The 20,166-nt window shown below is 34.2% G+C and carries 20 protein-coding genes and 1 riboswitch; of the genes, 4 read left to right on the top strand and 16 right to left on the bottom strand.

Annotation, left to right across the window (positions count from 1 at the left end; all coding sequences use genetic code 11):
* Positions 1–309: 309 nt before the first annotated feature.
* From ACQKNX_RS03050 to ACQKNX_RS03010, 9 genes are all read right to left on the bottom strand, one after another.
* Positions 310–1,455, bottom strand: a complete 1,146-nt coding sequence (locus tag ACQKNX_RS03050) for a cyclically-permuted mutarotase family protein (protein ID WP_427427509.1) — start codon at positions 1,453–1,455, stop codon at positions 310–312.
* A 462-nt stretch (positions 1,456–1,917) separates the two neighbouring features.
* Positions 1,918–3,108, bottom strand: a complete 1,191-nt coding sequence (gene nagA, locus ACQKNX_RS03045; RefSeq protein ID WP_427427508.1) for an N-acetylglucosamine-6-phosphate deacetylase — start codon at positions 3,106–3,108, stop codon at positions 1,918–1,920.
* Between the two features lie 74 nt (positions 3,109–3,182).
* Positions 3,183–4,037, bottom strand: coding sequence for a MurR/RpiR family transcriptional regulator (locus ACQKNX_RS03040; protein ID WP_427427507.1), 855 nt, complete (start codon positions 4,035–4,037; stop codon positions 3,183–3,185).
* A gap of 16 nt (positions 4,038–4,053) precedes the next feature.
* Positions 4,054–4,938, bottom strand: a complete 885-nt coding sequence (locus ACQKNX_RS03035) for an ROK family protein (protein WP_427427506.1) — start codon at positions 4,936–4,938, stop codon at positions 4,054–4,056.
* 38 nt (positions 4,939–4,976) lie between these two features.
* The gene (locus tag ACQKNX_RS03030) at positions 4,977–5,672 is read right to left on the bottom strand and encodes an N-acetylmannosamine-6-phosphate 2-epimerase (RefSeq protein WP_427427505.1); all 696 of its coding nucleotides are present in this window, start codon (positions 5,670–5,672) and stop codon (positions 4,977–4,979) included.
* A 27-nt stretch (positions 5,673–5,699) separates the two neighbouring features.
* Positions 5,700–6,539: a carbohydrate ABC transporter permease gene (locus ACQKNX_RS03025; protein WP_340824901.1), complete on the bottom strand. Its 840-nt coding sequence runs from the start codon at positions 6,537–6,539 to the stop codon at positions 5,700–5,702.
* 12 nt (positions 6,540–6,551) lie between these two features.
* Positions 6,552–7,424, bottom strand: coding sequence for a carbohydrate ABC transporter permease (locus ACQKNX_RS03020; protein ID WP_340824902.1), 873 nt, complete (start codon positions 7,422–7,424; stop codon positions 6,552–6,554).
* Positions 7,425–7,502: 78 nt separating this feature from the next.
* Positions 7,503–8,894: an ABC transporter substrate-binding protein gene (locus ACQKNX_RS03015; RefSeq protein WP_427427504.1), complete on the bottom strand. Its 1,392-nt coding sequence runs from the start codon at positions 8,892–8,894 to the stop codon at positions 7,503–7,505.
* A 142-nt stretch (positions 8,895–9,036) separates the two neighbouring features.
* On the bottom strand, positions 9,037–9,948 hold the full coding sequence (locus ACQKNX_RS03010) for a dihydrodipicolinate synthase family protein (protein ID WP_427427503.1): 912 nt from the start codon (positions 9,946–9,948) through the stop codon (positions 9,037–9,039).
* Positions 9,949–10,308: 360 nt separating this feature from the next.
* On the opposite strand from ACQKNX_RS03010, the gene ACQKNX_RS03005 reads away from it, so the two are divergent.
* On the top strand, positions 10,309–11,211 hold the full coding sequence (locus ACQKNX_RS03005) for a PucR family transcriptional regulator (RefSeq protein WP_427427502.1): 903 nt from the start codon (positions 10,309–10,311) through the stop codon (positions 11,209–11,211).
* A 104-nt stretch (positions 11,212–11,315) separates the two neighbouring features.
* Positions 11,316–12,473: an ABC transporter ATP-binding protein gene (locus ACQKNX_RS03000; RefSeq protein ID WP_427427501.1), complete on the top strand. Its 1,158-nt coding sequence runs from the start codon at positions 11,316–11,318 to the stop codon at positions 12,471–12,473.
* A 349-nt stretch (positions 12,474–12,822) separates the two neighbouring features.
* Here the strand turns inward: ACQKNX_RS03000 and ACQKNX_RS02995 are convergent, their stop codons facing one another.
* Positions 12,823–13,362 (bottom strand): hypothetical protein, encoded by a 540-nt coding sequence (locus ACQKNX_RS02995; protein WP_427427500.1) that lies wholly within the window; start codon positions 13,360–13,362, stop codon positions 12,823–12,825.
* A gap of 628 nt (positions 13,363–13,990) precedes the next feature.
* On the opposite strand from ACQKNX_RS02995, the gene ACQKNX_RS02990 reads away from it, so the two are divergent.
* Complete coding sequence (locus tag ACQKNX_RS02990) at positions 13,991–14,479, top strand: flavin reductase family protein (RefSeq protein ID WP_427427499.1); 489 nt, start codon at positions 13,991–13,993, stop codon at positions 14,477–14,479.
* 214 nt (positions 14,480–14,693) lie between these two features.
* On the opposite strand, the gene ACQKNX_RS02985 is transcribed toward ACQKNX_RS02990, so the two are convergent.
* From ACQKNX_RS02985 to ACQKNX_RS02975, 3 genes are all read right to left on the bottom strand, one after another.
* Positions 14,694–14,849 (bottom strand): YezD family protein, encoded by a 156-nt coding sequence (locus tag ACQKNX_RS02985; protein ID WP_427427498.1) that lies wholly within the window; start codon positions 14,847–14,849, stop codon positions 14,694–14,696.
* Between the two features lie 73 nt (positions 14,850–14,922).
* A riboswitch (SAM riboswitch) is annotated at positions 14,923–15,019 on the bottom strand.
* Positions 15,020–15,234: 215 nt separating this feature from the next.
* A complete protein-coding gene (locus ACQKNX_RS02980) occupies positions 15,235–15,909 on the bottom strand; it encodes a phosphopantothenoylcysteine decarboxylase (RefSeq protein ID WP_427427497.1) in 675 nt (224 codons plus the stop codon).
* An 84-nt stretch (positions 15,910–15,993) separates the two neighbouring features.
* Positions 15,994–16,869 carry a LysR family transcriptional regulator gene (locus tag ACQKNX_RS02975; protein WP_427427496.1) on the bottom strand — a complete coding sequence of 292 codons (876 nt, stop codon included), beginning with the start codon at positions 16,867–16,869 and terminating at the stop codon, positions 15,994–15,996.
* Positions 16,870–17,003: 134 nt separating this feature from the next.
* On the opposite strand from ACQKNX_RS02975, the gene ACQKNX_RS02970 reads away from it, so the two are divergent.
* Positions 17,004–17,903: a DMT family transporter gene (locus tag ACQKNX_RS02970; protein ID WP_427427495.1), complete on the top strand. Its 900-nt coding sequence runs from the start codon at positions 17,004–17,006 to the stop codon at positions 17,901–17,903.
* A 154-nt stretch (positions 17,904–18,057) separates the two neighbouring features.
* Here ACQKNX_RS02970 and ACQKNX_RS02965 read toward each other — a convergent pair whose 3' ends face one another.
* The 3 genes from ACQKNX_RS02965 to ACQKNX_RS02955 form a co-directional block, all read right to left on the bottom strand.
* The gene (locus ACQKNX_RS02965; protein WP_427427494.1) at positions 18,058–18,564 is read right to left on the bottom strand and encodes a general stress protein; all 507 of its coding nucleotides are present in this window, start codon (positions 18,562–18,564) and stop codon (positions 18,058–18,060) included.
* Between the two features lie 198 nt (positions 18,565–18,762).
* Positions 18,763–19,212, bottom strand: a complete 450-nt coding sequence (locus ACQKNX_RS02960; protein WP_427427493.1) for a Dps family protein — start codon at positions 19,210–19,212, stop codon at positions 18,763–18,765.
* 598 nt (positions 19,213–19,810) lie between these two features.
* Positions 19,811–20,101, bottom strand: coding sequence for a hypothetical protein (locus ACQKNX_RS02955; protein WP_427427492.1), 291 nt, complete (start codon positions 20,099–20,101; stop codon positions 19,811–19,813).
* Positions 20,102–20,166: the final 65 nt, after the last annotated feature.

Here is a 20,166-nt window from a genome sequence, read left to right as displayed (position 1 = left end):
TAACATTCTAAATGTAGAACTAACAACATCTAGTTTGCAGTATCAGTGTTGTACCTTTTATACCTCTGAAACACTTACATCGCCATACATTCGTATTATAATACGGTATTCATCCAATCAAACATGCTATGAAGTTCATATTTCTCATAATACGCTTACGAATTAACCTTTTTATAGACAAAAAACACTCCTTTATCCAATCTAAAGGAGTGTTTTTTCACGACTTTTTCACAATCGACTCAATTTTCATTTTAGAGATGCTAAAATATAACTTTAGTGCTCGCAATCAATCAAAAATACTATCATCTACTAATTTGTAAGTAATGTTCCAGCATAAATTGCGTTCGTTCTTACGCCTGGTTTAATTTCTCCATTAATAGAGTAAATATTTTTATCCATTAACACTAAGCCCTCTCCACAAGGTGCATCAAATGGAACTTTTCCTACAGAGCGCCAAGTATCCTTTTGCGCATTATAGATTAGTACATCTTTATTCCAATTAAACTCATAAGGATCAGCAGTAAAGTATTTTGTTCTAAATGCCAATAATTCTTCATCTTTTAATGATCCTAAATTTTTAACAGCATTATCATATACTGCTTTATTAAAGCCGCCGATTACCAACATTTCATTTTTATTTAATTTGACCGAATTTGCGCCAAGTAAAGAAATTTCTTTCCCATTTACTTTTACAGAAGAAACTTTTGTCCATTGGTTTTTCTCGATATTGTATTTGTAGCCATCTGTATAAGCAATCGATCCTCCGCCACTAAATACATAAAGATTTCCATCTAATATTTGAGCTACGCTTTGATTTCTAACACTTTCTCCTGGTATTGAAGCTAGCTCTCTAGTTTTGGATGTTTTTAAATCGTACTCGTATAATTTATTGCTTTCTTTTGCATTTTGCTTACCAAGACCAATATACAATTTCCCATCTTTCTCAGCAGCTATACCATCGCTTATCGTAAATGGCAGATCGCCTATTTTTTCTACTTTCAATTTTTTATTTTTATCAATTGTTAATAAAGTGATATCGTCTGCATATTCTTTGTCAGGGCTTCCACCAATATAATAAATTCCTTTGTCAGTCGTTATGGAGGACCCATAGCCTATTTCATGATTAAGATTTGTATGTTCCACCAATGTTAATTGATCTTTCTCTTTTTTATAAACATATATATCTGAGTAATGTTGCTTTGCGCCTCCATTTAGTACTGTATCATAAGGGAAATTCGCGCCGCCTCCTACAATTAAATAATCTTTATATGAGCCAGATAACACGCCAGCTGTCCCAATGTTCTTTTCAAATCCTTTTTGTGCCTCGAGTTCTCCTGCATGTTCCCATGTTATTCTTTCCACTGAATCTCCGCCTTTAGAAGCTTCTACTTTACTTCCAATACCTACGCCCAAAACCAACATTGATGTCATAGCTGCTACCCAAAATTTTTTCATAATTTCTCCTCCTCTTAATATGGAAATTACATCAAATTTCTTTTTATAGATAATAACAAAATATCTCCAATCACCACCTTTGGGGGATTACATTTATTTCTAAATCACCTTTATTGAAATTCTTAATATTCCGAATATTTAATTGTTAAAAAAATCTTTACTTTGTTTTTTAAACGAAAACTAAAAGAGAAATGAGGTAGAATTGGCAACCTTAGTGGTATATAGTCTGCGCTAGAAGTCGCAAAAGCAATTTATCAATAATTCGTTTAAGAACGCGCCAATTTTCAAAACTATGTAAATGACTAGTTTCAAGAAAGTTTTCGCGTTCTTTGTTAATCGTTCCCTCTGTCTATTCCCCTATATATAGTCTGCTAGGGTATATTAACAAAGAGATTTACAATACAATTATTTATCTCTAGCTTTAAAAGCTCATAGCTAAAAACGATTAGAAGATAAATAATGCTAGTCCATCAGGCTTTCTTTTTGATAAGATAAAATCCCTCGGCAAAATGTCATCTGCACATCATAATCATTGTTTAACACAACTAAATCTGCATCCATGCCAGCTTTAATAGTTCCTTTACGATCACTTATATTTAACTGTTTTGCAGGATTCGTTGATGTCATTTTAATAACATCCTCGAGCGTACAGTCATCACAATATTTCAGCATATTTTTTAGCGCATCACTTAGTTTTAAAACACTGCCTGCTAATGTGCCATTCTCTAATACAGCCATTCCATCTTTCACAATGACCTTTTGACCGCCTAAATCGTAGTTGCCATTTTTTAAGCATTTTGCCCGCATGGAATCTGTAATTAAAATTAGTTTTTCGCTTTTTTTGTTTTGATATGCTAACTGAATCATTGCTGGACATACATGAATGCCATCTACAATTAACTCTGCATATAATTCTTCAAGAAGCAAAGCAGCGCCCACAACACCAGGCTCTCGATGATGCAATCCTTTCATCTGATTAAACAAATGAGTAACTTGTGTAGCGCCAGCCCCTATTGCCTTTTTTACATCTGCAAATGTCGCATCTGAATGACCAATTGAAATGACAATTTCATTTTCTTTAAGATAGCGAATGAATTCCAATCCGCCCTTTTGCTCAGGAGCCAACGTAACCAGTTTAATTGTTCCTTCAGCAAGTTCTTGCCACTTTTCAAAAAGTGGGATTTCCGGCTGGATGATAAAATCAACTGGTTGTGCTCCTGCCATGCTAGGATTAACAAAGGGCCCTTCAAGATGAACGCCAAGCACCTCAGACTGTCCTGGATTTTGATAACTTTTTATAAAGCTCGCTGCATTTTTCAATGCTTTTGAAATATTCTCATCAGATTGGGTCATAGTAGTCGCTAGAAAGCTTGTGGTACCTTCCTGTGGTAATGCTCGGACAATTGTTTCAAAAGATGCTATTTCTGCATCCATTACATCAGCCCCAGACGTCCCGTGCGTGTGAATATCAATCATGCCAGGGATTACTGATTGTCCTTGTAAGTCGATAACATAGAATTGATCATCTGCTTTATAGTTGGTCATCCAGCCTGTTTCTTGAATTTTCATTCCATCAATTTTAATAAATCCATCGGAAATAATCTGATTTTCTGCATAAATTTTTGCATTGATTAAAACAATTGATTGATCCATTCTATCTTACCTCTCAATTCATTTAGCTTAGCCATTCCACATATTACGAGCTTTCAGCAACTTCAAGTTTCCCTTTAAAACATCTTTTCAATAACTGCTTGAGCAGTTAGTTCTTTGTTATGAACAGATTCTTTGTTCGTTTTTTTGAAGTATTCAAGATAAAGTAAATCTAAAAGATAAAGCTGTGATATTTTTGCAGATAAACTGCCCCCTTGCAGTGGTCCTTCATTTGCACCACAAAGCAGTGTAATATCTGCGAAACTTGTCAAAGGAGATTTTGCAAATCTCGTTATCGAAATAATTTTTGCGCCTCTTTCTTTTGCTACTTTTGCTACTTCAATCGTATCTTTCGTTGAGCCTGAATAAGATATTAGAACAGCTACATCTTGCTCAGTCATTAAAGCAGCAGACATAATTTGAAGATGAGAATCCACTGAGCACTCAGTTTTATTGGTAATTCTCATAAATTTATTTTTTGCTTCCATTGCTGTCATTAAGGAAGAACCTACGCCAAAAAAGTGTATTCTTTGAGCATCTATCATGCACTCAACAGCATGCGCAATATCGCTTTCCGATAGTAGATTATAGGTTTCAGTCAACGCATGGACATTGGACGATAAAACCTTTGACGATAGTTCTGCAATTGTATCCTGCATCGTAATCGCACTGGAAAGTTGCGGAGTTTCATTATCTAGCGTAATGCTATGTGCAAGCATAATTTTAAACTCTTGATACCCTTTAAGATCCATCGTTTTACAGAATCGAAACACGCTTGACTCACCTACATTACATTCGTCAGCTAAATCAGTAATTGACATGTAAATGACATCTTTTATATTTTCGAGAATATAATCTGCTACCTTTTTTTCCGTGTTAGTAAATGAGTTGTATCTCGAATGAATAAGTGAAAATATATCTTGATTTCCCATAATAGTACTCCTTCTATTAATCGCCTCTTAAATGAAGTGATACTGCGCCAAGAATGCCCGCTTTATTTCCAAGTGAGGCTTTCATGATTTTTACATCCGAGAAACTCTCCATCGTTAACAATTTAACTTTATTCGCTATATTGTTAACGAGATTTTCTTGCTCCATTACACCACCACCTATAATAATCGCTTGTGGATTAAAAATGTGAATGAAGGAAGCTAACCCAAATGCTACTTCTAAAATCCAATCCTGAAGAACTTTTTCTAAACTTTTATCTCCTTGAAGCATTTTTTCGAAAATGACTCTACCATTTATAAAGTCAGAGTTTACTTCCTGTGCTCTTTTTATTAAAGAGGTTGTAGATGCATACGATTCATAGCATCCATTCTTACCACAGTTACAATTTTCACCGAATGGATGGGTAATAACATGCCCAAATTCTGCTGCCAATCCATTATGTCCTTTATATATTTTAGAGTCTATTATTATGGCACCACCAATACCTGTACCATATGTTAAACAAAGAAAATCTTTATAGTCCTTTGCAGCACCAAAATACTTTTCTCCTAATGCAGCTGCGTTGACGTCATTTTCAACTTTAACAGGAACTTTAAATTGTTTTTCAAGGATAGCCTTTAGTTGAGTACCAGTATAATTTGGAATATTATCATTAGCATAAATTATAGATCCATCTGCACTATTTACCTGTCCTGCAGTGCTAATACCTATTGCATGAAAGCCCTGATACTCATTTATTATCTTAATTAGTTTTTCAACTAAATACTTTCCACCTTTTTTACTTTCTGTATCATATTCTTTAAATACTTCTATTTGCCCATTTTCATCAGACATGCCAACTTTTATCGATGTACCACCAATATCAGCTGCTAATATCTTCACTTCAATCATCCCTTTAGCCTGACTATCTCTAATTTACTTTATACTGATTGAATCGCACTAACAAATCTTTTAGTAATTTCCATCGGTCTTGTAATAGCAGTACCGACAACTGCTGTATGAACGCCAAGATCAAAAACGCGCTTTAGTTCGTCGGGAGTCCAAATGCCGCCTTCAGCAATGACAGGAATAGGGAAACTTTGAATTAGTCTTTTAATCAACTCTAAATCGGGTAATTTTTTATCATTTGTATATTCTGTATAACCGCTCAATGTTGTACCTAAGCAATCAAACCCTAATTCATACGCCTCTTTAGCCTCTTCATAAGTAGAGCAATCCGCCATAAAAATCTGATCTTTATACTTCTGTCTAATTTCAGGGAATATTTCACTTATTGTAGTGCCGTCAGGTCTAAGTCTTTTTGTGGCATCAAGAGCGATAATATCTACCCCCTCCTTGTAAAGCAATTCAACCTCTTTACCAGTCGGTGTAATACACACATCCGATTCGTCAGATGACTTTTTGATAATGCCAATAATGGGTAGGTCAACCATACTCTTTATTTCTCTAATATCTTCAATACTATTTGCTCTAATTCCTTTAGCCCCTCCAAGCATCGCTGCATAAGCCATTTTCCCCATAATAAAAGAGCTGTGAAGAGGTTCTTCTGGAAGTGCCTGACATGAAACAATCAGTTGTCTTTTAATATCTTCAAAAACTTTCTGTTTTTTATTCATTTGCATACATCTCCATGGATAATCATATTACTTATCTGCCCCAATCGTAATTCCTTTTGTAAAATACTTCTGGAAGAAAATAAATATTAGTAGCATAGGAATTGCTGCTACAGTAGCACCCGCCATCTTATAAGCAAAGTTTGGATTTAAGTCTTGCATTAAAGTTGCAATACCTACCATCAGTGTTTTTGAGTTAACATCTTGGCCTACAACGAGTTGCCATAAGTAATCATTCCAAACCTGAACAAAATTAAGAATAAATAACGCACCAATACCCGGTTTAACTAGTGGCAGCATGATTTTATAAAATATACGAAATTCGCTGGCACCATCGATTTTTGCGGCTTCTCTTAATGAATCAGGAATTGTATCAAAAAATCCTTTTAGTAAAAATACGCCAAATGCTGTTGCTACATTAGGCCAAATCATACCACTTAACGTATTTACCATATTTAAGTCTTGAATAATTCTAAACAGTGGAACAATCATAACTTCTTTTGGAATCATTAAACTTGAAATAAAAATAATGAAAATAACATTTTTACCTTTAAATTTCAGCTGGGAAAATGCATAAGCTGCAAGGGAACTAACAACAATTAATGCAAATGTAGACATCAGCGCTACAAATAAACTATTATACGTCCACGTTAGAGCAGGCTGATTATTAAACACATCCACATAGTTACTAAAGTTTAAGCTTTTAGGAAACCAATCTGGTGGCATCTTCACAACATCAGCACTGTTCTTTAATGAACTCGTCACAAGCCAATATAATGGGAAAAGACTTAAAACAGCGAAAAATATAACAATGCAGTTTGTTATAATTTCTATTTTTTCTCTTTTCCTCTTGTTCTTATTTCTTAACATACTCATTCACCTCTAATCCTTCTTAAACATAGCTCTTAGCTGTGGAGTAGATAACACTAATGTAATGAGGAACATAATTACACCTACTGCAGAAGCAATACCAAGCTGATTATACTTAAATGCATTATTATATAAGTAATACATAAGTGTCGTAGAGGCGTTGTTTGGACCTCCACCTGTTAATAGCTGTATTACGACAAATATTTTGAGTACAGCAATAATGTTCATAATAATAATGTAAATCGTTGTTGGTTTTACCATTGGGATAATAATCTTAAATATTATTTTCATTCGGCTTGCACCATCGACTTCAGCTGCTTCAAAAAGTTCCTTTTGCACACCAATCATAGAGGCAATATAAAGAATGATTGCCTGCCCTACATTTGTCGCAAAGGTTACGAAAATAATTACAGGCAGTACCCAATGTGTATCCCCTAAAAAGTTGACTGAGGTTTCCATTTTTCTTGCTAAAAATGGTATAAGTCCATTTGCTGGATTTAGCAAAAAACTCCAAATCATACTCATAACAACCATCGAAACCATGACCGGAATATAATATGCTCCTTGTATGAAGGACACATATTTTGCATTTTTATCAAAAACAGTAGAGGCAACAAACAGAGCGAAAATTACTGTTAATGCCACAATGAAAACAACAAAAATAATTGTGTTGATTGTAGATTGCACGAAAACAGGATCACTAAATAATTTTCGATAGTTTTCAAACCCAACAAATATTTCATTCTGATAGTTAATCTTAAATAAACTTAAGCGAATCCCTTCAATGATAGGGTAAACTAAAAATACTAAAAAAAGTAATATTTGAGGTCCAATAAACAAGTATCCTGTCATATTTTCTTTAAAAGATTTTTTATTGATTTTCATCGGTATCATTTACCTTTCTACAATTTAAGCCCCAAAATAAAGGGGCTTAAATTGTTGTAAAGTTATATACGCGCAGAGCTATTTATTATAAATTACAGAGTCTACTTTCGATTCCTCTATAACTTTATTACCATTTGTTTGGTAATCTTTCACAGCCTCATCCGCCGTTTTACCACCAGTATATAAAGCTTGTAATTCTGGATATAAAACTTGTCTTAATTGGCTGTATCCAGGTACATTTCCAGTGAAATTAAACATGTACGGATCATTAGCAGAATACGCCTCAAAGTAAGGTTTATCTGATTTAAACTCATCAGCAACAGTTGTTCTAACTGGTACACCATTTTTAGATGCCTTCACAAGTTCAGGATCTGTAGAAATAAATTTCACGAAATCCTTACTAATTTTAATTCTTGTTTCGTCTTTTGTATCAAAAACGGCTGCACCTGTTACATAAGTAAATGTTAATGGTTTCCCGCTCTCAGAAGGAATATTAGCCAGTCTTATATCAAATTTAGGCGCTTTTCCACTTTCCATATCAGCCATTGCATTATTGAATAAAATTGCGTTTGTAAAACTAATTGCAAGCTGTTGATTTTGGAACATCGCGTTCACATCGTTTGAAGAAACGGATTCTGCACCTGGGTTTGTTAAGCCCTCATCATAAATTTTCTTTAACCAATTTGCAGCTTTCACACCACTTGCGTCATCAATGATTAAATTTCCATTGTTATCAAAGAACTGATTGCCAAACATTCTTAAATAAGCAAGATTCCAAGTATCACCTTGATTATTTAGCGCGTATAATCCCATTGGATACGCATTTGAATATTTATCTTTAGGTAAATCTGTTTTTAACTTGTTTAGAATTTTTTCATAGTCAGCTAGAGTCCAAGTTTTGATTTCATGCTCTCCACCAATATACTCATCTAGTCCAGCAGCTTTAAACATATCTGCGTTGTAAGTTAAAGTACCTGGGTTATGTGAGAATGGGAAGAAGTACACATCATCACCAAATGTCACGCTATCCCAATAACCTTGTGCAATATCTTTTTTCGATTCATCATCAACGATATCATTTAACGGTACTAAAGCACCTCTATGAGCATAGTCGCCCATTGCAAACACACTTTCAAAAAATACATCTGGAGGTGTTCCACCATTAAGGCTTACGTTTAATAGCTCATCACGTTGATCACCTGCAATAACTTCTACATTAACTTTTACTTTGTGGTCCTTATACTCAGCAGCAAATCGCTCCCCTGCATGTTTGAAAAAGCTATCATAATCTGCTCCATCTTCAGAAGAATCCAAAACACCTTTCCACTGTGGAGTCAACCAAACTTTTAGTTCTACCTCATCAGAAGAACTAGATTTAGAACTATCTGTAGAATTACTTGTACAACCTGCTAGCACTGAGAGTACAAACAAAATTGCTATTGCGGTTGTTAAATAACGCCTTTTAAACATAAACTACTCCCCCTTAATAATTTAATTTATAAATTAAAATTACCTTTATGAAAGACAAGCCATGAAGCTTGTGTCCTCCCTCCTAATGTGCAACAATTCCCGTATTGCTTTGAGAAATTCAAAACTTCGAATCTCCTGATAGCTACTCTTTGTACTTTAATATTGTTTCATCGATTAACGTCTTAATGCCTGCTACTTTATTTAAATCCTCACCAAATACTGGCTCTAATGGACCTCTTACACTGCCGATATTTACCCCATTTAATTTTAAAACTTCTTTAATCGTCGAATACATGGAACCATTTAATGAACATAAAGTCACGATAATATCATTAATATCATGCTGAATTTTTCTCGCATTTGCGAAATCCCCAATTGATACAAATTCCTCTGCCTTGATAAAAAGTTCCGGCATCGCGCCATAAGTTCCACCAATCCCACTATCTGCACCAATTACTCTGCCTGAAACATATTGTTCATCAGGTCCATTAAATACAATAAAATCTTCACCTGCAGTTGACTTAAATCTTTCAATATCCATAACTGGCATCGAAGAATTTTTTACGCCTATCACTTTCTTATTCTCTAATAATTTCTTAAAGAGATTAATCGAAAGATCAAAACCTGTTGTTTGCGGGATATTGTAAATAATAAATGGCATATTCGTTGCATCCATAATTTCAGTCCAATATTTATAAACTGAACTTTCTGAAAACTTAAAGTAAATAGGTGGAATGGCAGAGACAGCATCATAGCCTAATTCCTCAGCATATTTTGCTAAAATTACACTATCCCTTGTCGATGGTGCCCCAACATGTGCGATTAACGTGAGCTTCTCTTTTACATGTTCTGCCACATATTTTAGTGTTGCTTTTCTTTCTTCAAGGTTGTGATAAATACATTCCCCTGAACTTCCACCAACATAAAGCCCTTTAACGCCTTTGTTGAATAAATAGTCGCAAAGTTCTTTTGTCCGGTTCTCAGATATTTCTCCTTGATCATCATAACAAGCATAAAAAGCAGGAATCATACCTTTATATTTTTCTAAATTCAACTTTGAACACCACCTAATTAATTTTAATAAAATCTTATGTGACATAACATCACGAAAAAATTACTGTACTTCGTAAGCAATGCATAACCTTAATCTAAACAACCAACTGTTACCGCTTACAATTAATATTATAACAATTCAAAATAAAATGTAAATAATTTTCTTTATTTTTTTATTTTTTGGAGAAAAATTTCACCTTTTGTATGCATAAAAAAAGAATTACCTTATAATTGCTACTTTAAATAACATAATACAGCTGTTATGTAGGGCTTCTCGTCAGAACAATTAAATAATGATTGGCGATATTATTTTACAGTAAGGCTGAAAATTGTTTACAATCAGTCTAAAAAGGAGAAACAAATGCTTGAAAAACTAGAAAATCTTTTTCAAACAGCTTTTACGACTACATATAATGCGCAAGATAATAATCGATATTGGTTCCAAACAGAAGATGGCAGGAAATTTGGAATTAGCAAAACAGCCATTTCCAATTCAGAACACAATCTATTAAAAACTTTATTCCTTCCCGTTGAGCATCTTACTATCGAACAAAATAATTCAAATATTCAGCAGAAGTGGTATGATTTTTTATTTAATGATGCAAAAGAGGTACCGTTTTTACAAGATGTAAAAACATTACGTTTTTTTTATTTCTATCTGAAACAACCAATTGATGATTTTAATAACTTTAAAGAAGCGATTACTGGTGGATTTCAGCAACCAATCATTTTAATGATCAATGACACACAAGGTGTGATAATAGATGAAAAGCCACAAGTAGTTTTCGATCAAGAGTCGTTTAATCAGCTAAGTGATACATTAACTAGTGATTTTTTTGTTGAAATTTATAGTTATATCGGTCAACTACATCAAGCAAATTATTTATTGAAAGAAAAATTTGACCATGAATTCCAATGCTTTAACACAATTCATCGTTATGCAAATCGTGAAAAGACGATTACATTTTACGAAGCTTTACCATTATTGATGATTCATTCACCATCATTCGTAAAAAAAGATATACTGTCCGATCTTTTTGTAGAATGTATTGAAGCGCAAGAAATGCTTCATACTATTCAAGTTTTTTTGCAATGTAATTTAAATGCTTCGTTAACGGCAAAAAAGCTCTATATCCATCGCAATAGCCTGCAATATCGATTGGACAAATTTATTGAAAACACTGGAATAGATATTCGGTCCTTTGCAAACGCTGCTTTTGTTTCCCTTGCTATGATACTGTTGAAATCAGAAAATTATCAATAGTTGTACAATGTGCCCAAACTTGTTTTGTGTAATGTATACGTATACATTTTACATATTTTTCTCTTATACTCTAAAAAAACACTTACATAAGGGAGATGACGATATTGGCTGAATTAAAATTACAACATATTTTTAAAATCTATGACAAAAATGTCACAGCAGTAAAGGATTTCAATCTTGATATTGAAGATAAGGAATTTATTGTTTTCGTAGGTCCTTCAGGTTGTGGTAAATCTACTACATTACGTATGGTTGCTGGTCTAGAGGAAATCTCACAAGGAGATTTAATCATTGATGGAAAGCGAATGAATGATGTGGCGCCTAAAGATCGAGATATCGCCATGGTATTCCAAAACTATGCTCTTTATCCACATATGAGCGTATATGAAAATATGGCATTTGGATTAAAACTTCGCAAATTACCGAAAGATGAAATTTCTCGTCGTGTAAATGAAGCTGCCCGCATCCTAGGCCTTGAAGAATACTTAAATCGTAAACCGAAAGCCCTTTCTGGTGGGCAACGTCAACGTGTTGCATTAGGTCGTGCGATTGTTCGTGATGCAAAAGTATTCTTAATGGACGAACCGTTATCGAACTTAGATGCAAAGCTTCGCGTACAAATGCGAGCTGAAATTACAAAGCTTCATCAACGTTTACAAACGACGACAATATATGTTACGCATGACCAAACAGAAGCAATGACGATGGCAACTCGACTTGTTGTAATGAAAGATGGAATTATTCAACAAGTAGGTGCACCAAAAGAGGTATATGAACAGCCTAAAAATGTTTTTGTAGGTGGATTTATCGGATCACCAGCAATGAACTTCTTTACTGGTAAGCTTATAGATGGCAAAATCCATATTGGTAATGCTTCCATTACGGTTCCAAAAGAAAGAATGAAAGACCTACTTGAGCAAGGCTACAACAATAAAGAAATTATTATGGGTATTCGTCCTGAAGATTTCCATGATGAACAGGCATTTATTGAATCTTCACCAGGCTCTAAAGTAGATGTAACAATAGAAGTAGCTGAACTAATGGGCGCAGAAATCATGCTCTATTCGCAAGTAGAAGGTCAACCGTTTATCGCACGAGTGGATTCACATTCAATTGTTAAGCCTGGCCAAGTTGTTCCACTAGCATTAGATATGAATAAAGTTCACTTCTTCGATAAAGACACTGAAAATCGTATTATTCCAGGTGACAGTAATCATAACAAAGGCAACGAGGGCACTGAAAAGCCAGTTGTTGTAAGCTAAGTTCTTTCTGTTGCTATAAATAACAATTAGAATAATACACAAGTTGATGGTAGCGGAGGCGGTGATTCCTTCGGGAACGCACGCAATAGGAAGACGCAACAATCCGCACGTTAGCGAGGGTTGCGGCTTACTGTGCTGAGCGGAAAGCACCGCCGCATCGGACTTCAACGGTATAGCAAAAAGAGTTTAACTGATGGTATTTATCCTCTATTAACAAGGATGAAACCTTAGCTGTTCATTATTTTGCAGTAATAAAAAATAGAAGCGAACATCAACGGTATAGAAAAAGTGTTAGATTGATTCGATCAATCTAACACTTTTTGATTAGTTGCACTCAATATAAATTGATTCATATCCGGGTTTTTAATTTTTGAATTTTTTCAATTTCGTAGCTATATTTAGTCAAATCAAGTTCTTTTACAAGAACAGTAAAAAAGACTTCAGCACGATTTAAAAAGATACTTAATAGCATTTTTTGTTCAAATTCTAACACATGATCGTCGTTATCAAATAAAAATTGTACTTTTTTATTTTTTAATTGCTTTAATTGTATTTTAACTGGTTGATCAGGAAAATAACTTTTCCCAATGCCGTCCTCTAAGTAATCTTCAATCACATTGACAATATATCCCCATAGCTCAGGGAGATAGTCCCAATATCGAACACCTAAAATTTCTTTATTATAGCATTTAATCGATAACCCACCATCAAGTCTAAGAAGACCGTCTTCTTCTATATATTTATTTTGAGTGTTATTGATAAAAGAAACAAATTCATCCCAATTATCGTTTATGCTTATCGTATATTTATCAGGATTGTTGACTGCATCTTCCAAATCGTCGATAATTCTTTTTACAACAAATTCATTAATTGTTACTACTTCCATCATATATTCACCTCACATTAGTTTTTTGGATATAGTTGTCTAATATGCTCATTTTTAATCCCTAGTACGTGAGTATTGGTATACCATTTATTTCATAATGGTCCTGATGGAATACATTTAACAACCTTCAACCGATTAACACTAACTACCTCCTAGGCATAAGTAATTTGAAAATAATTAACTCATTCACTAGGTAAAGTATCAATAAATCAAGCATTTTTATTAAGTAAATATAGTTCCGTTATGCAGAAAATTAACGATAAAAATTTTTGCTTAGATTTTATCATACAATTTTATCTCTATCAATTTTAAATAAATTTTAACGTTAAAGTCATTCCCCTCTTAAAAACTAGATATTTTAACTAAATAATCTATCCCTTTAATATCTCTCTTGCTCTATAACTGCTACTGAAACTAATGACTAAAAATACAATATAAAATAGAAGTCTGGATATCCAAGTAATAATCACCATTAAAAAAATCCTTTCAATTGATGATTTTTTTAAAATAATCGTTATTAATCAGCTTTACAGTTGCTGGATTATTTTGTAGGCTATCCATAATAGCACCAGAAAAAATGCTACAAGAACAAACAACCCGTACTCTCCATAAAATAATAAGAGGTGATTGTATGACGGACAAAGTAACTGCTTTTAAACAGGCTTTAGGTAATTATCCAACAGGTGTCACAGTTGTCACAGCTTACAGCGATGTGAATGAACCGATTGGCTTAACGGTCAATTCCTTTGCATCTGTTTCCATAGATCCGCTCCTTATCCTATGGTCATTGGACAAAAAATCGCAGCTGCATCCACTTTTTAGTAATACGGATAAATTTGCTGTTAATATTTTAGCGAACGATCAAACACATTTATGTACGGTATTTTCAAGCAAAATTCCTGACCGATTTGCGCAAGTAAAATGGTCTAATTCTTTACATGGTTTACCAATATTACATGATACTTTAGCTACGTTGCAATGCGAAACATATAAAAAAATCGACGCAGGCGACCATACGATTTTCATTGGTCATATTTTAGAAATTGATAATGCCCAGAAGGAGCCATTGCTTTATCATCGTAGGCATATTGGTCAAATTCCAACGAGTTTTTACGAATAATAAAAAAGTAGGTATTTCAAATTTTATTTTGAGATGCCTACTTTTCTTGTTTGTACGTTAATAATATTTAACATTACGAACAATCTGCACATGCGTACAAAATATTGGAATATGAATCAAGTACATGAATGCTGCACATTAACTCAGGACACCATGATGCGACAAAAAGCTTCAAATTTGGTCCCGAGTTAATTTCTCTGTTTCTTTTAAAGCTTCACTTTTTCTGAGGAAATCTTTGCTTTTCAAGTCGATTTATTTGTACGATCACACCATCTTGAATAGTAATTTGCACTTCCCCAAATTCTAAATTTTGAATAGCCTTCGCAATAGCTTCTAATTTCTTATCATCAATCTTAGACAGTTGAGACATACGATACACCCCTTCTTTTTTTCATACTTTTGTGTATAAAAGAGATCCATGCATCAAGACGATTTGATGCCTCCCCTTATCTCTCAGATAACTCTGCTGGAGTTGGCACCGATTAACTCGGTTGCCGAGACTTCATTATGCCTAATTCCTCCACCCTCTCGCGATAAGAGTTTACGTTTCTTGGAAATAATTCTATAATTCAGAAAACCTATTGTCAATATAAATATTATAAAACCTAGTTGAATACTATGCAATAGAGAAAAAAGGTATATTTTTACTGCTCTAAATTTTCTTGAAATCCAATCTTAAGATCTTGAAAGCATTAGTATGAATGTTCAAAACATAAAAAAGCTGTGCAGAATTATATATTCTACACAGCTTCTCTTTATTCGCTTTGTAAGTATTCCATTAACACTTTTGCAGTTTCTTGTTTACCAATGACTTTGATAGGTTGTCCTTGTGCAGGCACAATCCAATGTGGCTCTTGTCCGCCGTAAAGTGATTGCGAGCTATTAGCAACCATGAATTGCGCATTCGCTGTCTCCATACGAAGACGTGCACGCGACAGTAAAAACTCCTCATCATCTGTTGCCTCTAGCTTAAATCCTACTAACGTGACATTTGGTTGCCAGCCCTTTATTTGTCCTAACACTTTTGGTGCCTTTTTAAAATGAATCACAGGGGGCTCGTCCGACGGCATCTTCCCTGCACCTTCCATTAGATTCCCCGATTGGTCGTAAACTTTATCAATAACCCAATCGGAACCTGCCGCTGCCATAATAACGATATCTACTTGTTCCTCCTGCACAGCATGGCGAACCTTGTCACCTAAATCTTCAATACCTTCAAAGCGTACTGTACGCATTTTATGTTGATTAATCGGCAGTTGCGCAAAATAGCCATGCATATAGATGACGTCCGCACCTGCGGCTAGAGCTGCTTCAGCCAAATAACAGCCCATTGACCCCTTCGATAAATTCGTATGCCCTCGCACGCGATCCCATTTTTCAAGTGTTCCCCCACTTGTAATGAGTACGGTTTTTCCTTGTAATGTCCCCACTCACACTCACCTTTTCTTTTCAAACTAATAACTAATTGATAACCAATCTACATGTTCTATTTTAACGTAAAAAGCTTAAATAACCTATTTCTTATTTTGTTCTTTTAGCCACACACTTAAAATTTCCGCAAACTTTTTTGTTACCGGTGAGGCTTGATGTTTCATCGCTAGCCCTATCGTACGATAACCACCTTGCTTTAGTGGGATAGCCTTTAATGAGGACGGTAATCGGTTAATCACTAATCGAGGCAAAATAGTAATGCCTAAATGGTGTGAAATCATCGAAATAATCCCAACCTCCTCCGATAGCTCAAATCGAATATTCGGTTTAACATGGTACTGCTCTAAAATTACTTTTACATCATTAGTTCCTCGATACGATGTCATTATAAAAGGCATGTCTTCTAGTTCAGCAATATCAATTTCTGGACGATTATAGAGAGAGCTTTGATCCGAGACTATACATAGAAGTGGGTCTTGCACCAATTCGATAAATTGAAATTGCTCCGATTTTTGACCATTTAAAAATCCAGCATCAACTTCGCCACTTTGTAGCCACTGTTCAATTTCATAATAGTCCCCTTCACGTAACTCTACTTGAATACCTGGAAACTGATTGTCCATAATACGAATAATTTCTGGCATCCAGTTGGAAGAAATACTAGAGATAACACCGATTCGTAATTTCCCTCGGGTTACCCCTAAAATATGTGCCGCTTCTTGTTGTAATAATTCGTCTGCATCAAGAACATTTCGCATAGCCCGAAGCATTGTTTGGCCCTCGCTCGTTAATGTCACACCTGTTCGACTTCGATGAATAAGGGCAAATCCACATTCCTTCTCTAAGCTGGAAACAGCATGACTAACTGCCGATTGGGTTAATCCAAGAGCGTCCGCAGCTTTCGTAAAGCTGGAAACTTCTGCAACTTTATTTAAAATCTCATATTTGACTAAACTCATTCACATTCCCTCATATATACATGAATTTTTTTAATATTACTCATTATAAACATTCGTTTTACTAATCACAATACAAGATATATAGTAAATTTTAGTATGAAACTGTTTTAGTACACAGAGATAGAAGGTGCAAAATGAGTAATCAAGGGAAAGCAAATTTATTAATGGTCATAGTTACAATGTTTTGGGGATTATCTTATACGTTTATGGTAATGGGACTTGAAACATTAGCTGTATTTAATGTGGTAGCGTTACGCTGTATCATCGCATTTTTGGCAGCAGGCATTATTTTTTATAAACGTATGATAAAGGTCAATTTTAAAACATTGAAATACGCAGCTATTCAAGGTTTTCTGTTATTCATTGTCTTTGCACTTAGCTTATTTGGATTAGAGACAACTTCTGTTTCAAATGCAGGATTTATTTTAAGCCTTACAGTAGTCTTAGTGCCCATTTTCAGTAGCTTTATCGAGAAAAAGTTGCCATCAAAAGCAGTAAGTTTTGCTATTATTTGCACGATGATTGGTATTACAGTATTAACTATTCAACATTCTTTTACATTTCAAATGGGCGATATATTAGTTGCAATCGCGGCATTATGTTATTCGATTTATTTACTGTTAAACGGTAATTTTACACGTAGCGTAGAATCGATTTCTTATGGTATTTACCAGCTCGGTTTTGCTGGAATTTATGCGCTTGTTTTAACACTACTTTTTGAAGCACCAACACTTCCGAATTCAACTACTTCATGGATTGCGATTTTAGGGCTTGGTATTATCTGTAGTGCATTTTGCTTCGTTGGCCAAACTGTTGCACAACAGTACACTTCTGCTACACATACAGGACTCATTTTCTCATTAGAACCTATTTTTGCAGCGATGTTTGCGATGATGTTCATCGGCGAAGGACTAACGGTAAAATTACTTATCGGTGGAAGCTTTATTTTAATTGGTAATCTTGTCGCTCAATTAGAGCAACTTCATGTTCTTCGATTTATGCGAAAACATGAACAAGAAAAAGTGATGCATTAATTATACGAAGATCCTGAAATGTAATTTCTCAGGGTCTTTTTTATTTAACGCTTCAACGGACACTGTAATAAAAAAACAGCAAAAAGTGAATGGAGTGCATACCATTTCACTTTTTGCCTGTCTGCAAGCTAGTTAAATTCTAGCCTCTTTACCTTTATAAATATCTTCTCATTTGTTCAGCTTCATTCATTTGCTCTTCAGCTTTTAGTCGCTCTTCGCGTTGTGCTGGTGTCTCATCAACAATAGATTGAGGTGGCGTTACATGTGTATCGAATGGATCAAGTTCAGCGCGTTTTGAATCTGCGATTAGTGTAGATGTTGTAGGATTTACATCATTATGCTCTGCATATAATACGATGTTTCCTTCTTCTACAAGCTGAGCGTAATAAGCTGTTTGGCCCTCTGTAAGATCAAATCGTTTTAAACCCTCAGTGACAGCAGTTTCACCTGTAAACCATGATTTAATTTGGTCGAGCCAATTACCTGCCTCATGCGTTTTCACATCAACATTTGATTTCACATCATCAATTTCGTGTGCTTCTCTAGAAATAATATGAATTTCATCTGTGTTATAACCTTCCATGCGCATACATTTTAAAATATGAAACATCTCTTCTCTCGTATGTGCAACTTCAATTTTCGGGTTTTGTTCATTCATCATGTTCAATTCCTCCTAATTTTGTAAGGCTTACTATGTATGTACCCTGCCACTTTAACAAAAAACCCTTTTTATGCATCCTTTATATAACTGTAATATTTGTCATATTATTTTACTTTCTGTTGCGTTTTTGTCATATTCTATTTATCGGTATAAAAAAGCACTTGGAGCGATTAACTTTACTCCAAGTGCCTATGTTCATTAAGCATATTTTTTATCAAGAAAGGCTTTCAACATCCACGTATGTTTTTCAAGGGATTGGTACATCGCATTTAATAAATCTTCAGTACGGTCATCCCCTTCCTCTGCCGCTAGCTGCATAGCATTATTAATAGCCTGCATTTGTTTTTCAAAGTCTGAAACAGTCGTTGCTACCATTTCATCAGCCGTTTCTTTACCTGTTGCTTCTTCAACATGTGATAGCTCGAGATATTCTTTTAACGTGGCAACTGGCTCTCCACCTTTTGAAAGGATACGCTCTGCCGTATCATCGAAGTAGATTGTAATTTCATTATATAATTCTTCAAATTTTGCATGGAGTGTAAAAAAGGCATTACCTGTTACATACCAATGATAGTTATGTAGTTTCGTATACAGTACTGACCAAGTTGCTACTAGTTTATTCAATTCCTTGTTTAAATTTTGTGGCATAATTACCCCTCCAAATTATAGTTTTTTTAGGTTTTTAGTATGCAACAATTAAATGAACCCTGTCAAGTGGACAGATTAAATAGAATAAAAAAACAATCTAGTTAAACTCCTATTACTCAATACACTATTAGCTTGGTGAATTTAATAAACCGAACGCCAAATAGTCTTACTTTAAAATAGCGTCCTATTTTAGTTATGAAGAATTTGAAATGAATGGACATAATTTAAAATTGGTTTATTATAAATGGAGTGATTCGGAAGCAACTTTTATCGATTAACTTTCTGAAAATGATTTAGTTTAGTTTTAATATTCAATAAATAAAAGATATTTTTAAACTAGTAAACCACCTATCAATTTTATTTGATCGGTGGCTACTGTTTTTAAGTTATCGAATTGACAAATCACTCAATATCAAATTTGTCTAACTGCTTATTATATGGAATATGTTTAATAAACTTTCCTAATTCAATATTAAAATAACTTTCAATATCTTCTTTAAGTTTTTTCTCTAAAACTAAAAATTCATTAACAATATAATCTAAGGCAAAAACATTATAAATATTAGATTTTGCCCAAATAGATTTTAACCTAGCTTTATTAGAAATAAGGTATCAAAGAAATAATCGCTCCATCTTTATAATCATCATACTCTACTGAATAATAATGGAAATCCAACCTTTCAATTTCTTTGATACGTTCTTTCCACACATACAGAGGCTTATAAAATTCTAAAAAAGCTAGTTCTTCTTCAAAATATATCGCTTCATTAATTTTAATTTTAATGATAGCCTCTACTCCCAAGATTAACGAAACATTTCTTTGATCTTTATTAGAAATGGCGACTGCTTCACTTAAAATCTCAAACTCAAAATGAATAGAATTATACACATTCCATACCTCATCACCAAGCTTTCATGAATATTTTTCACAAAAAGAAAAAACCTCAAAAAGCT

Origin of the sequence: Lysinibacillus sp. NPDC093712, from assembly GCF_050280025.1 — a bacterium.
GTDB lineage: Bacteria > Bacillota > Bacilli > Bacillales_A > Planococcaceae > Lysinibacillus.
The sequence above is the reverse complement of the archived record's forward strand: the minus strand, read 5'-3'. Positions and strand labels throughout refer to the sequence as shown.